10 protein-coding genes are annotated in these 13,853 nt (G+C 64.9%); 4 read left to right on the plus strand and 6 right to left on the minus strand.

The features are described from left to right. The first annotated feature begins 61 nt into the window (after positions 1-61). The gene (locus VT03_RS28905; RefSeq protein WP_075096219.1) at positions 62-217 is read left to right on the plus strand and encodes a DUF3309 family protein; all 156 of its coding nucleotides are present in this window, start codon (positions 62-64) and stop codon (positions 215-217) included. Positions 218-279: 62 nt separating this feature from the next. Here VT03_RS28905 and xerD read toward each other — a convergent pair whose 3' ends face one another. Continuing rightward, positions 280-1,224, minus strand: a complete 945-nt coding sequence (gene xerD / locus VT03_RS28910) for a site-specific tyrosine recombinase XerD (protein ID WP_082846615.1) — start codon at positions 1,222-1,224, stop codon at positions 280-282. 311 nt (positions 1,225-1,535) lie between these two features. Between xerD and dcd the strand changes: the two genes are divergently transcribed. After that, positions 1,536-2,093, plus strand: coding sequence for a dCTP deaminase (gene dcd / locus VT03_RS28915; protein WP_075096220.1), 558 nt, complete (start codon positions 1,536-1,538; stop codon positions 2,091-2,093). Between the two features lie 51 nt (positions 2,094-2,144). On the opposite strand, the gene VT03_RS28920 is transcribed toward dcd, so the two are convergent. Continuing rightward, complete coding sequence (locus VT03_RS28920) at positions 2,145-5,297, minus strand: PVC-type heme-binding CxxCH protein (RefSeq protein ID WP_075096221.1); 3,153 nt, start codon at positions 5,295-5,297, stop codon at positions 2,145-2,147. A gap of 307 nt (positions 5,298-5,604) precedes the next feature. Between VT03_RS28920 and VT03_RS28925 the strand changes: the two genes are divergently transcribed. Continuing rightward, complete coding sequence (locus tag VT03_RS28925; protein WP_075096222.1) at positions 5,605-6,543, plus strand: AAA family ATPase; 939 nt, start codon at positions 5,605-5,607, stop codon at positions 6,541-6,543. Between the two features lie 480 nt (positions 6,544-7,023). Here the strand turns inward: VT03_RS28925 and ilvE are convergent, their stop codons facing one another. The 4 genes from ilvE to VT03_RS28945 all read right to left on the minus strand — a co-directional run bounded on the left by ilvE (position 7,024) and on the right by VT03_RS28945 (position 12,073). Then, complete coding sequence (gene ilvE, locus VT03_RS28930; protein WP_075096223.1) at positions 7,024-7,887, minus strand: branched-chain-amino-acid transaminase; 864 nt, start codon at positions 7,885-7,887, stop codon at positions 7,024-7,026. Positions 7,888-8,056: 169 nt separating this feature from the next. Continuing rightward, positions 8,057-8,800 (minus strand): ABC transporter ATP-binding protein, encoded by a 744-nt coding sequence (locus VT03_RS28935; RefSeq protein WP_075096224.1) that lies wholly within the window; start codon positions 8,798-8,800, stop codon positions 8,057-8,059. 106 nt (positions 8,801-8,906) lie between these two features. After that, positions 8,907-10,490 carry an ABC transporter permease gene (locus VT03_RS28940; protein ID WP_075096225.1) on the minus strand — a complete coding sequence of 528 codons (1,584 nt, stop codon included), beginning with the start codon at positions 10,488-10,490 and terminating at the stop codon, positions 8,907-8,909. A 206-nt stretch (positions 10,491-10,696) separates the two neighbouring features. Then, positions 10,697-12,073, minus strand: coding sequence for a transposase (locus tag VT03_RS28945; protein ID WP_075096226.1), 1,377 nt, complete (start codon positions 12,071-12,073; stop codon positions 10,697-10,699). Positions 12,074-12,543: 470 nt separating this feature from the next. Here VT03_RS28945 and VT03_RS28950 point away from each other — a divergent pair, with 470 nt between their 5' ends. Then, positions 12,544-13,818 (plus strand): exonuclease SbcCD subunit D, encoded by a 1,275-nt coding sequence (locus tag VT03_RS28950; protein ID WP_075096227.1) that lies wholly within the window; start codon positions 12,544-12,546, stop codon positions 13,816-13,818. The last annotated feature ends 35 nt before the right edge of the window (positions 13,819-13,853 follow it).

The following is a 13,853-nucleotide window of genomic DNA, read 5'->3' on the forward strand; positions in this document are numbered from 1 at the left end:
GCCGGCCCGCAGGACACACCCGCAGCTTGTCGTCGTCCGTGCAACGCCGGGAGACGACATCATGCTGGGAACCGTTCTGCTGATTGTGTTGATTCTGCTTCTGCTCGGCGCCGTGCCGACTTGGCCGCACAGCCGGAACTGGGGCTACGGTCCCAGCGGCGGGCTGGGACTGGTTCTGGTCATCCTGCTGATCCTGGTCCTGCTGGGACGGATCTGACACGCAGGCGAGCATCGAGGGGATCCGTTGGCGCGTCAGCGGCGATCGGGAGAGCCGCCTCGTTACCCGCGCGGGTGGCACTTCGTGTGGATGTTCTTCAGCCGGCTGTGCTCGACCTGCGTGTAGATCTGGGTCGTGCGGATGCTGGCATGGCCGAGCATCTCCTGCAGGGCCCGGATCTCCGCCCCGCCGGCGAGCATGTGCGTCGCGAAGCTGTGACGGAGCGTGTGCGGGCTGACATCCGCCGCGCATCCGATGCGGCCGGCATAGCGCTTCACGAGATGCCACACCATGATCCGTGAGAAGGCCCGGCCCCCGCGGGTCACGAACAGCCAGTCGACCGATCGGCCTTTGGCCAGCGCCGGCCGCTCCTTCGTGAGGTAGGCCTCGAGTGCCGCCCGGGCGACCGGGTTCAGGTTGACGATCCGCTCCTTGTTCCCCTTCCCCAGGCACCGGCAGAAGTTCTCCGAGAGCTTGAGGTCCTGGATCTTGAGGTTCGAGACCTCCGAGGCCCGGCAGCCGGTCGCATAGAGCGTCGTCAGGACCGCCCGGTCCCGCAGAGGAAACCGGTCGTCGCCCGACGGAGCACTCAGCAGCTGATCGACGACCTCCGGACTGAGGACCGTCGGGAGGTATTGCCACAGCTTCGGCGAGGTGAGCAGATCGACCGTACTTTCGGTGAGGACCTGCTCCAGGACGAGGAATCGGAAGAACTCCTTGATGGCGACCAGCCGGCGGGCGATCGTCGAGGCGGCGAACTTCTGCTCGTGAAGGAACGCCAGGAAGTCGCCGAGGAGAGCCAGGTCGATCTGATGAAGCGAGGCGACCTTCCGCGACGAGACCCAAGTGAGGAACTGGTTCAGGTCGTTCCGGTAGGCGGCGACCGTGTTCCGCGACATCCCGCGCTCGGCGGTCAGGTACTGCAGGAACGGCTCGAAATGGGTTGCCGGATGGGCGGTCGCCATGGCGGCGGGGCCGGCGGAGACCGGTTTGCGACGCGGCGGCATGACCCTCCTCCTTCGGAAACTCCGTCAATCACCCGGGCGGGACCGGCTCCGGCGTCGGAGACGCCTCGCCGCGGCCGACCATCGAGTGAGCATCGTCCTGAATCGCGGGCCGGTTGAACCTCTCCCCGTCCGGCGGAATCGTCGTTACAGCCTATCCCGCCTGCCGCGTTCGCTCCAGAGGAAGCGGATCGGCGGGCCCGCCCTGATCCCCCGCCGGTCCTTCAGCCGAACCCCTCCCCGATTGACCCGTCTCCCAGTCCCCGGCACACTCCGGGAACAACTCGGGTCCGGCAGCTTCAGCGATCGATCTCATGATTATCAGCGGTGCGGAGATTCAGGCCCGGATGGGGAAGGAGATCGTGATCGATCCCTTCGACCCCGCGCAGCTCAACCCGAACAGCTACAACCTCCGGCTGCACAACGAGCTTCTGGTGTACGAGGAGATCGTCCTCGACATGCGGCGGCCGAACCGCTTCCGCCGCTACGAGATCCCCGCCGAGGGCTTCGTTCTGAACCCCGGTCAGGTCTACCTGGGCCGGACCGTGGAGCGGACGGAAACCCACAATCTCGTCCCGATGCTGGAGGGGCGGTCCTCCGTCGGCCGGCTGGGGCTGTTCGTCCACGTCACCGCGGGGTTCGGCGACGTCGGCTTCTGCGGGTTCTGGACGCTCGAGATGTATGCCATCCAGCCGATCCGGATTTACGCCGGCGTGGAGATCGCCCAGATCTTCTACCACACCCTCGAAGGGGCGATCGAGGAGTACCGCAGCGACAAGTACCAGCACAACCGCGACATCCAGCCGAGCCTGCTCCACCGGGAGTTCGACCAGGCGGACCGTCAGAAGAAGCTCTTCGAGAACACCCCGTAGGCGCGGATCGACGGGCTGCGTCGATCGCGCCGACCGGGTTTCCTGACAGGACTACTTCCCGTGGGCGGGCACGCCGGGCAGCCGCTTTGCCGCCGGATCGGTCGGCGGCTTGTCGAGGCCGATGAAGGAGAACAGGTCGGCCAGCTCCTGCGGGGTGAGCTGCTTTTCGAGCTGCTCGGGCATCATCGAGACTTCGCTCGCCCGGAACTCGTCGATCTGGTCGCGGGGGATCGTCTCCGTCTTTCCTCCCTGGACCTTGAGGATTACCCGCTCCGGGCTGTCCTCGACCGGCAGACCGGTCAGGACGCGGCCGTCGGCCGTGATCAGGATCCTGGCCTGGTAGCCGTTGCCGATGACGAGCGATGGATCGAGGACGTTCGAGAGCATCTGCTCGAAGCTGGCCCGGCCGTTCGACGTGATGTCCGGCCCAACCTCCACCCCTTCGCCGTAGATCTTGTGGCACTGGGCGCAGACCTTCTTGAAGACTGCCTGTCCCCGCATGGGGTCTCCCGGCGTGCCGTTGAGGAAGTCGCGGGTTTGATTGATGACCTGCTCGCGGTTAGGGTTCCGTCCCTCGCGGAGGACGCCGTAGAGGGCCTTGAAGCGGTTCTGGACGCTCTCGTCCTTGAACGTCCCGACGCGGCGGAGCTGGTTGAGGTTGAGCGCTTCCTTGGCGATCTGCTTCTGTTCGACGGCGGCGAGCAGCTCACCGGCCCACGGTCCACGCTGGGTGAGGAGCTCGATCGCTTTCGGCTGCACCTGCGGGCCGAGGGCCGAATACTTCCGCACGACCGCCTGCCCGACCTCCGGACGGTCCATCCGGCTCATCAGGAACAGGACCTGTTCCTGGAGCGCCGGGCGGTCCAGAAGCTGACGCGACCATTCGAGAGCCGCGACGTCGCCGCTCGCGATGAGGGCCTTGAGGAGCTCGATCTGTCGATTGTCGTCTGGCTTCGCTTCGAGGGCCGCCTTGATCGCGCTGACCCCTTGCGGATCGCCCCAGCTGCCGCTGAGAAGGAGAGCCGGCCAGTGATGGCCTGTATCCGGCCCCTTCGCCAGGATCGCGGCCAGCTTAGGAGTGAACGCCTGCTTGAGGGCTGCTCGCCGTTCGCCGTGAATGGCTCCCGATTGAACATCGTTCACGAGCGAAACGAGAAGGCTCCCCGCCGCCTCCCGGCCGACTTTGGCCCCTTCGGAAAGACGCTCATAGATTCGAACGGTCTGTGCCGGCGTCAGATCGGGACGACTCTGAATCCGCGCCAGCGCTCGGGGCATCAGAGCCTCGAGTCCCTGAACGTCATCGCCCTGCGCCAGGTCGAGCAGCGTGTCGACTGCGGCCTCCTGAGCGAGCAGGGGATGCAGGTTCTGCCAGACGATCGAGGGAATCAGCGGGTCCTTGTGTCCGACGTTCAGCAGCGCGCCGAGGAAGGCCACCTTCGTCGACGCGAGTGTCGAGGCCTCTCCGTCCCGGAGCTTGGAAAAGGCGATGATGGACTGGAGCGCGACGCTCAAGTCGTCGCCGGCCACAGACCCCTTAAGGGCGAATCCGGCGACATACGCTCCCCACAGCTCGCGGAACTCTCCGCCCCGATCGGCCAGGAGCCGAAGTGACCAGGCGGTCACGACGTCGCGCGTTTCCATTGCCAGGGTGAGATCGTCCGCCGCCAGGAGCTTTTCGCCCGAGGCCAGTGTCCACAGGGCCCGCAACCGCTTCGCCTGGGGAGCCTTCGGATTGGCGACGGTCGCGTGGAGGAGATCGAGCGCCGGCTTCGATCCCGCGTCCTTCGCCGAGAGCTTCTCCGCCAGGATCTGCCGGGCGGTCTCGCGGACATACTCGTTGCCGCCATTGAGGGCGGCATCGGCGAGCTTCGTGGGCTCCAGCGTGGCCAGATCGCGGACCGCCGGCTTCTTGCGCTCGCCGTAGACGAGGCGATACAGCCGTCCGTTCCCGCGGTCGATCCCGTCCGGGTCCGCATTCGCGTCCTGATAGCAGTGATACCGGTCGTACCAGTCGAGGATGTACAGGCAACCGTCCGGACCAGTCTTCTGAACGACCGGCATGAACCACGGATCGTTCGCGGTCAGGAGGTCGGCGAGCTTGGGGCTCTTCTCATCGCCCGTTTTGGCGATGGTGTTGTCCGGCAGGTCGAAGGCCCCGGTCTTCGCCGGGAAGCCGGGATGCGGTTTGCCGGCGTAGGTCGAGCCGTTCCGTGCGAGAATGTCGGCGTTGATGCAGCCGCCGTGGATGTTCCCCATGTAGAGGACGTTGCGGTACGGCTCGGGATAGCAGTCGCTGTCGAACCAGGTGATCCCGCAGTAGGCCGCCTTCTGATGCTTGTGCTTGACGATCGAGCCGATCGGCCACGTGTGCGGCGGATACGGGCCCCCCTGGCGGATGTAGTAACCGGTCTCCGTCATGTGCCAGAGGTGGTCGATGACGCAGGCGGAGAGGAACATCTCGCCGTCATCGTTGAAGGCGATCCCCCACGGATTGCTCGTCCCTTCCGCCCAGATCTGGAATTCTTTGGTTCTTGGGTGGATCCGCCACACTGCGCAGGTGAACTTCCAGCCGGGATGATCCGCTTTGAAGTTCGGATTCTTCGGGCCGTAGTGAACGTCGCAGTAGTTGAAGACGCCGTTGAGTCCATACAGCCAGCCGTCCGGGCCCCAGGTCAGCGAGTTCGGCAGCTCGTGCGTGTCCGTCCGGCCGAAGCCGCTGACGAGGACTTCCGTTTTGTCCGCCTTGAGGTCGCCGTCTGTGTCCTGCAGGAACAGGAGGTCCGGAGCGTTGGCGACCCACACGCCGCCGTAGCCGACGGCGATCCCGCTCGGGATGTTGAGTCCCTCGGCGAAGATCGTGACCTTGTCGACCTTGCCGTCGTCGTCGGTGTCTTCGAGGACCTTGATCCGGTCCCGTCCCGGTCCGGGCTCGCGGCGCGGGTACTCAAAGCTCTCGGTAACCCAGAACCGCCCCTTCTCGTCGATGAACATCGCGACCGGGTTCACGACGTCGGGCTCGGACGCCACGATCTCGACGTGAAACCCTTCGGGAACGGTCATCCTCTGGACCGCCTGCTCCGGCGTCAGCGCGGGGCCGGGGGGCCGGTCATGGCGGCGGGGAACGGCGATCTTCTGACCGAAGGCCGGGACCTGTGCCAACAGCAGCAGGGCGAGAAGACTCGACGAAAGACGCGCCGGCGACATCAAGACACTCCGTGAGCGGGGAGCGAAGGAAGTTTCATCAGGATCGAGCGGCAGCCACGCGGACGTCGTCCCCTGGCCGATCGCCGATCCTATTGAAGTCGCGCCCAAGTCGCGAGCAATCAGCGCCCGTTGATGACACGCGCGCTCCGGCCCGAGACTCTGCGCGGGACGGGCTGTAAAGAATGTCGAAAGAAAGTTGGAATTGCGCCCTCACCCGGGCCGGCGCTCCCCGGCTCATACCGCTGGCCACCGAAGTCCGCTAAAGTTCCTGCAATCTGGATGTCATGAAGCGCGGTAGAGGTCGTGCGTGAGCGAGCATCATGAGTGGTTGCGGGCCGTTGAGAAGAACATCTCGCAGGCGATTCTGGGAAAGTCAGATGTCATTCGCCTGGCTCTCGTCGCCCTGCTGGCGGAAGGGCACCTGCTGATTGAAGACGCCCCCGGCGTGGGGAAGACGTCGCTTGCCAAGGCGATCGCGCACACGCTGGGCTGCAAGTTCACCCGTCTTCAGTGCACGCCCGACATGCTCCCGGGGGACATCCTCGGGACGAGCGTGTTCCTCCCCAACAAGGGGGAGTTCGAGTTCCGCCCGGGGCCGCTGTTCACGAACCTGCTCCTGACCGACGAAATCAACCGCACCACGCCGCGAACCCAGAGCGCGCTGCTGGAAGCGATGATGGAGCGGCAGATCTCGATCGACGGGCAGACCTACAAGCTCCCCCGCCCTTTCATGGTGCTGGCGACGCAGAACCCGCTCGAGTTCGAGGGGACCTACCCGCTGCCGGAGAACCAGCTCGACCGGTTCATGCTCTGCCTGGAGGTCGGGTATCCGGACCGTGAGGCGGAGAAGAACGCCCTTATCAACCACCGGCACGGCGAACCGTCCGACGAGCTGCACGCGATCCTGACTCCCGAGCGGCTGATCGAGCTGCAGACCCTGACGCATCACGTCCGGGTGGACGACGCGATCAACGACTACATCCTCGACATCGTCGCCGCGACGCGGAAGCACAGCGAGCTCACGCTTGGCGTCAGCACCCGCGGAGCGATCACGTTCTCGAAGGCGGTCCAGGGGCTGGCGCTGGTCGAAGGGCGGGACTATGTGATTCCCGACGACGTGAAGCGGATGGCGATCCCGGTGCTGGCCCACCGCGTGATCGGCCGCGGCGTGATCCGCGAGGGGCAGCGGGACCGGACGCGGGCGGTCGTCCGTCAGATTCTCGATTCGGTCCCGGTTCCGAAGTAGCAATCTGGCTCCGCGAGGTGGGCCAGCAACTGTGTTCTGCGCGGGAGGCGCAGCTCAGGGGGCGAATGGGCTCGCACTGGTGTCTCAAACCGCGTCCTTGCCGGCGCAGCTCCGATAGCTCAAACCCAACGTGCTACGGCAGCCTGGGGTCAAGGGGGCCACGCCCCCTTGCCGCCGGAGGCACTCCTGTGAGGAACCGTGGTAAGCAACGGATGTTCGCGTTGTGGTACCCGCGTTGAGGACTCACCGCTCACTTTGGAATCCCTGCGGGTTGGTGAGGGGGCATCCAGCACGTTGTCCGCGCCTGGACACTCACTTCTTCAGACATCTCTCGACGAGAGGGCCTCCGGCGGGCAAAGGGGCGTTGCCCCTCTGCACTCCCCACCAGGGGTACCCCCTGGACCCCGGTTTTGGGGCCGGTAAGGCTGGTGGACGCCGATGCCTTCAGCTCAGTTGCGAACTGGCGGCGGCCCCGAACCCTCACTTCTCGCCGCGGGCGAACTTCTTGAACCGCTGCCGCAGGTCCTGCGTGATCGGCCCCGGCGTTCCCGCCCCGATCACGCGACCGTCGATCTTCACGACCGGGATGACTTCCGCCGCGGTTCCCGTCAGGAACAGCTCGTCAGCGACATAGACGTCATGCCGGATCAACGTGCACTCCTGAACGGTGATCCCCGCCTCGCGGGCGAGCTGCATGACGGCGTTGCGGGTGATCCCCTCCAGGATCCCGGCGTCGGGACCGGGGGTCTTGAGGACACCGTTCTTCACGAGGAAAATGTTGTCCCCCGTGCACTCGGCGACTTCCCCCTTGTGGTTCAGCATCAGGGCTTCGGCACAGCCCGCGTCGGTCCCTTCGATCTTCGCCAGGATGTTGTTGAGGTAGTTCAGCGACTTGATCCGGGCGCTCAGCGCGCCGGGATGGTTCCGGATCGTGCTGGCGGTGATGATCGCCATTCCCTTTTCGTACAGCTCATCCGGGTAGAGCGTGATCGTGTCGGCAATGACGATGACCTGCGGGTCGCTCGTCTTGCGGATGTCGAGCCCCAGGGCCCCTGCCCCGCGGGTGACGACCAGCCGGACGTAGCCGTCGACGATGCCGTTGGCCGCCACCGTCTCCTGGACCGCCTTCGTCATTGCCTCGGGCGTCATCGGGATTTCGAGTCGGATCGCCTTGGCGCTCTCGTAGAGCCGTTCGACGTGCTCCTTCAGCAGGAACACGTTCTTGCTGTAGACCCGGATCCCTTCGAACACTCCGTCGCCGTAAAGCAGCCCGTGGTCGTAGACGTTGACGACGGCCTGTTCCTTCGGAAGCAGCTTGCCGTTGATGAAGACTTTGACGGACATGGAATCTCGACGGGAGGCGGGGGGTGAAGCGGAGCAGGTCGACAGAGAGGCCCGAAGCCGACGTGACCTGCCGGGGCGGAGCGATCACCGCCTGCGGGATCAACGGCCGACAAATGGGCCGCATAAGACAGCTCGGACCCACCGCGACGCCGCCGGAAACGGCACGATTTCAGGCAGCCTCTTCCAGCCCCTGAATCCGCCCCTCGGCCAGCCGGACAATCCGCTGCGCCTTGTGGGCTATGGCGTTATCGTGAGTGACCATGATGATAGTCAGCTTCTCGTCGGCGTTCAAACGGGTCAGAACGTCCATGATCTCCTGCCCTGTATGGACATCGAGATTCCCGGTGGGTTCGTCCGCAAGCAGAATTTGAGGGCGGCCGATCAGGGCCCGGGCGATCGCGGCCCGCTGCATTTCCCCCCCGGAGAGCTCCGACGGCCGATGGCTCATCCGGTGCCCCAGACCGACCCGCTGCAGGATCTCCTTGGCCGAGTCCCGGAATTCCCGCCGCCGCTTCAGGTAGGTCCAGACGGGATACCGGATCATCAGTGGCGAGAGGACGTTCTCGAGAAGCGTCAGTTCCGGCAGCAGGTGGTAGAACTGGAACACGAAGCCGAAGACCCGGTTCCGCAGTTCGTCGCGGGTCGTCAGCGGCAGGTCGTCGATGCGGTGGCCGTCGAGACGGACCTCGCCGTTCTCCGGGGTGTCGAGCAGCCCCATGACGTGCAGGAGCGTGCTCTTGCCAGAGCCCGACTGGCCGATGATCGTGACGAATTCCCCCCGTCCGACGCTGACATCCACTCCCCGCAGGACGGGAACGGTCCCCGCTCCCTTGCGGTAGGCTTTGCTGAGGGCCACCGCACGGATGTGGGACTCACGGGGCTTCGAGGCCGGCAGAGGGAGGATGGCGGACATGGGAGAGTTGTCAGTGGTCGGTTTTCAGTTGTCAGTCAGAGCAGGTTCCGCGGTCTCGGCGTCAGCGATCAGCGGTCTGGCTGAAAACTGACAACTGAGGACTTCCTTACTCGTATCGCAACGCCTGGACCGGGTGCAGCCGCGAGGCGTAGCGGGCCGGGAGGACGCTGGCGAGGATCGCGATCACGATCGCGCCGAACGCGACCCAGAAGACCATCGTGGGGGTCACCTTGGTCGGGATCTCGTGGAAGTAGTAGATGTTCTCGTCGAACACCTTATGTCCCATGAACCACGAGACGACCATCTCGACCTCGTTGATGTAATGCACGATCCCGAGGCCCAGCAGCACCCCCACGCCGCTCCCGACGATCCCCAGCGAAAGGCCGTAGGAGAGGAAGATCGACATGACCCCGTGCGAGGTCGCTCCGAGGGCCTTGAGGATTCCGATGTCCTTCGTCTTCTCGACGACGATCATGTAGAAGATCGCCAGGATGCCGAACCCGGCCACGGCGATGATCAGGAACAGCAGCACGTTCAGGATCGCCGCTTCGATTTCGACCGCCTGCAGCAGCGGTCCCTGCTCCTGTTCCCAGGTCCGGACGTTGAGCAGCCCGAGGTCGAGGGACCGGCGGAGCTTTTCGACGACCATCGGCGCGTTGGCGTAGTCCTTGAGTTTGATCTGGATGTTCGTGACGGAGCCCTGCCGCCAGTCGCCGTGGTTGGTCCCCTGCCCCGGCATGGGGAGGAGCATCCCGCGGACCCGCTGGAGCTCTTCGAGGTTGCAGAAGACGAGGCTCGAGTCGTACTCGCTCATCCCGCAGCGGAAGATGTCGACGACCGTGGCCGACATGCTTCCCGGCTGGGGCGTCCCCGCTTTATAGGTCGTCAGGTTCACGTCCGTGCCGGGCTCGACCATCATGGTGGTGGTCTGCTTGCCGGTCTCTTTGTCCGGGTTGTGGAAGCTGACGAGTCCCTCGGCGACGAAGATCCGTGCCGGCTGCGCGGCATAGGGGTCGGCCGGGGCTGCCGACTCGGGAGGCGCCCCAAAGGGATTTCCGCCCGCATCGGGAGTGTCTGTGAATGGATTCTCACCGACCGCCGAGGCAGCCTCGACGGCGGGGCCGACCGGCACATCCTCACTCTGGGACTGTGCCTGGAACTGCTGCCGCATCCGGGTCGAATCGAGCCACTTCTTGCGGTTGTGGAGGGCCTGCTCCGAGAGGTCCCAGGAGAGAGGTGCGTTGGGATCCTTAAGCACCGTTGCCGGACCCGCCTCGGCGCCCGGGGCGCGGCGGCTGGCCAGGAAGGGGCGAAGGGGGCTGACGAGTTCCTTGGTCTCGGGGACGATGCCGACGATCGTGACCGGTCGTGGACAGTCGCGCCCGTACCAGTTGAACGACATCATGCCGTAGACTTCGACCGAGGGGGTCATGGCGGCGATGTGCTGGCCAGCCGCCTCTTCGATTTCTTTCATGAGACCGACGGGGTCTTCGATACCGTCGGTCGACATGGTCTGGACGCAGATGTCGGAGCGGATGCCGCGGATGCGGTCTTTCATCTGCGTGCTGAAGCCGGTCATCACGCTGTTGACGACGATCATCGTCGCCACGCCGAGCATCACGCTGATGATGCTGGCCAGTGCGATGAAGCGGGTGCGGAGATAGCGTAATGCCAGAAGCAGTTTGTACATGCGGGCAATCCCTTGCCTTGGTTCGTGGCCGTCCGGGCCGCGCTCTCCGGCCGATTCCGCCGGTCGGGCGAGTCTACGAGCTTGCGGAGGTTGAGTCGAGAGGGAAAGTCGATGCCCGGACCGCGTCCTTGCCGGCGCGACTCCCATAGCTCAAACCCAACGTACTACGGCAGCCTGGGGTCAAGGGGGCAGCCCTTTGAAGGTGGCTATCCCGTGTTGGATCGCCGCTGCTTGAGAAGCCTGTCGGTCGAGATGTGCTGAGCCCTCGCGGCTGGACGTTTGGTGCGTGTCTTTGGACCACGAATCGATTTGCGATATCGCATGACATCGACGCTCTGGGCCCAGACGTGGAGCTGCCGGCTGAGAGCTTCGGTGGGAAGAGTTCCATACTGTTCCCATTGATCCGCCGGAATCGCGATCATCATCCCGACGTAGGTGCGGCTGAGCTCATCCGACATCCGCCAGTGCGAGAACTGCTCGTCAACGAACTCCTGGCCATGAGCAGAAGCCAGAGCGGCCTGCACGACCGCCAGGACGTTGTAGCACGCAACCGCCGTGCAGAAGCCGAAGAGGGCCGCAGGCGGATAGCCAAGGGTGTTGAGTTCACACCTCAGGTGTGTCGTCAGTTCCTGGAAGGCTGTCTCGATCGTCCATCGCTCCCGATACAGCTCAGCGACCTGTGCTGCGGTGACCTCACTGGCGGGCAGGTTCGTCAGCAAGTGGAGCGTGGAGTCGTGATCCCGGGTTGGTTCGTCCAACTCGATGGTGATTCTGCGGACCGGCAGGACCTCACCGGTTGTGGGATCCGTCAGGCGGACAGGCTCTTCCGTCAGGCGGCCGGAATCGCCCCGGCCGAGCGATTTGGCTTTCCCGGTAACCTCCCATCGCAGCCGGCCCCGATGCTGCCGGGTGATGAAGAACGCGGCGTGTCGGGCCAGACAGAACAGGAGTTCGCTCGTACAGAAGTTCCGATCGTCGATCACCACATCCTTGGGGTCGATCCCCTCCAACAGAGGCAGGCAGAGACGACACTCCTGGGTGTAGGCATCCAGACCAGGAATCACGTCCAGGATCATCCGCAGCTGGGGATCGAGCAGGACGACACACTGGCCCGGCAAGGCTCCGCCTCCTTGAGTTCGCAGCGGCTTGAGCCGATGCTCTGTTCCCTCCAGGTGGTTGCCGTCGAGAATCTTGACCCGGTATCCGGGAAGGAGGGGAGCCGCCATCGCCGGCAGCGTCCGGATCAGCTCGGCCATCTCAGAGGCGGTCTGCCGCACCAGTTCTCGGGACGTGGCCGGTTCGATATGCCCCAGTTTGTCGTAGAGAGCCCGGATGGAGACGGGAATCTGGGCCTTCTTCTGCTGATAGGCCCGATGAACGGACGGCGTGACACGACAGACGACCAGGCTCATGAGATCGACGACGGTCGAGAACAGAAGCTCCCGTTCGTACTGTCGGACAGCCGTCCGTTGAAACAGGGCATCCAATCTCTGCGGGGCGAAGACTTTCTCCAGCGTCGCCCGGGCCATAACACAAAGCGGAGCCTGCTGAATGAAGCGGTCGAGGACCGATTGACCAACCATGGTCGCCTCCTCCCTGGAAATCCTGTGCATGTCTCGACATGACACCGGTTTACCATGAAGGAGGATGCACCTTCAAAGGGCTGGGTCAAGGGGGCCACGCCCCCTTGCCGCCGGAGGCACTCCTATGAGGAACCGTGGCAAGAAACGGGCGTCCGATTTGTGGAACCGGCGTTGAGAACTCGCCGCTCGCGTTGGAATCCCCGCGGGTTGGTGAGGGGGCATCCGGCACGTCGTCCGCGTCTGGATACGTGCTCCTTCAGACATCTCTCGACGAGAGGGCCTCCGGCGGGCAAAGGGGCGTTGCCCCTCTGCACTCCCCACCAGGGTGCCCCTGGACCCGGTTGATAGGGCGCAATCACCCGTGCAGCTCGACCTTATGAAATGGGATTGTTTCCACGACTTCGTTGCCGTAGATTCATCAAGGTTTATACGGTTGGACCGTGTGCAGACCGCCGCAGGGAGGCAGCAGAATGAGTGCAGGAGCACTCCCCCCAACAAGCTCTGGGGCTCAGGCCGCGACAACGGTCCGAGGAAACCGGGGAACCCGCACAACCGCGGGAACACTTTCCGGAATTCATTCATCCGGATTCGCACTGGATCGCCCGCTCGACGGCGTTCCCGATCTCCCTCCGCGACTTCGCGACCTCCTCATCGACGCCCGCTTCCGCGCCGCGGAACGCGTCTTCGGCACCGCGATCTCCCACGGCGCGGAACTGATCCTCCTCGCGGGCGACATCCTCTCCAGCGACAGCGGTCCGGGCTCCCGAGGCCCCTGGTTCCTGCGGGAGCAGTTCCGCCGTCTCGAGACGCACGGCATTCACGTCGTCTGGGCCGAGCCGACCGCCGGCCTCCATCGCTGGATCGAGACCCACGTCGGACTCCCCGGCAACGTCACGCTCCTCTCCGAGGAGGCGTCGGCCGACCTCGTCCTCTTCAATACGAACGTCCGGGTCCATTGCCGCACGTCCTCGTCCTCCCTGGCCGTTCCTAAGGGGGGAGCCGACTGGAACCTGATCGTCGTTCCCGGTCTGGCGGTCGATCCCGGACTGATCCGCTGGGCCGACTATGTCGCCCTCGGCGGACCGATGCGGGACTCGCTCCACGCCAACGTCTTCGCCGCCGGCGCACCGCAGGGATCCGGCTTTGAAGAGGCGGGGATCCACGGCTGCCTCGGATTCTCCCTCGCCGTCGGCCGTCCGCCTCAGACGGAGTTTATCGCCTCCGACGTCGTCCGCTGGGTCGAAGAGGAACACGCCGTCCTGCCGGGAACCACCGCCGATTGCCTCCGCAGCCAGCTGACGCACCGCCTCGAAGAGTTTTCGTCGGCCCACTCCTGCGACGCCTGGATCGCCCGCTGGACGCTCGATCCCCAGTCGCCGGATACGCTGGCGCACTGTGCCGCGGATCGTCTGCGGAGCCTTCAGCAGGACCTCCAGCGCGTCGCCGCAGCAACCGAGATTCCGTTCTGGCCCGCCAGCCTCTCGGCCCGGTTCGATTCAACGGCGAGCCGGTTTCAGGCGTCTCTCCCCGAGACGCTGGCCACCATTCTGGACGGCTGCCGCGATTGGTCCGCTGAACAATCTTCGGTACACGACCTCGTCGCCCTGACCGCCGCCGACGGCATTTCCGTTCCGGACGCGCTGCGGTTCGTCACGCCGTCCCAGGTCCATCGTTCACTTCAGTCACGTCTCAGCGCCGAAGCGGTCCGCGTTCTTGCGGTTCACGGCTTCACGGCGCTTCGTTAGTGCGGTCGCACGTCACGTCGGGGCGTTCTGTCCCA

This window comes from Planctomyces sp. SH-PL14 (assembly GCF_001610835.1).
In the GTDB taxonomy this organism is placed as follows: Bacteria; Planctomycetota; Planctomycetia; order Planctomycetales; family Planctomycetaceae; genus Planctomyces_A.

Bases quoted from the DNA above. Each gene is read 5' to 3' on its own strand.
- VT03_RS28950 (WP_075096227.1), top strand. From the start codon at position 12,544: ATGAGTGCAGGAGCACTCCCCCCAACAAGCTCTGGGGCTCAGGCCGCG.
- VT03_RS28905 (WP_075096219.1), top strand. From the start codon at position 62: ATGCTGGGAACCGTTCTGCTGATTGTGTTGATTCTGCTTCTGCTCGGC.
- VT03_RS28935 (WP_075096224.1), bottom strand. From the start codon at position 8,800: ATGTCCGCCATCCTCCCTCTGCCGGCCTCGAAGCCCCGTGAGTCCCAC.
- VT03_RS28945 (WP_075096226.1), bottom strand. From the start codon at position 12,073: ATGGTTGGTCAATCGGTCCTCGACCGCTTCATTCAGCAGGCTCCGCTT.
- ilvE (WP_075096223.1), bottom strand. From the start codon at position 7,887: ATGTCCGTCAAAGTCTTCATCAACGGCAAGCTGCTTCCGAAGGAACAG.
- VT03_RS28940 (WP_075096225.1), bottom strand. From the start codon at position 10,490: ATGTACAAACTGCTTCTGGCATTACGCTATCTCCGCACCCGCTTCATC.
- dcd (WP_075096220.1), top strand. From the start codon at position 1,536: ATGATTATCAGCGGTGCGGAGATTCAGGCCCGGATGGGGAAGGAGATC.
- xerD (WP_082846615.1), bottom strand. From the start codon at position 1,224: ATGCCGCCGCGTCGCAAACCGGTCTCCGCCGGCCCCGCCGCCATGGCG.
- VT03_RS28920 (WP_075096221.1), bottom strand. From the start codon at position 5,297: ATGTCGCCGGCGCGTCTTTCGTCGAGTCTTCTCGCCCTGCTGCTGTTG.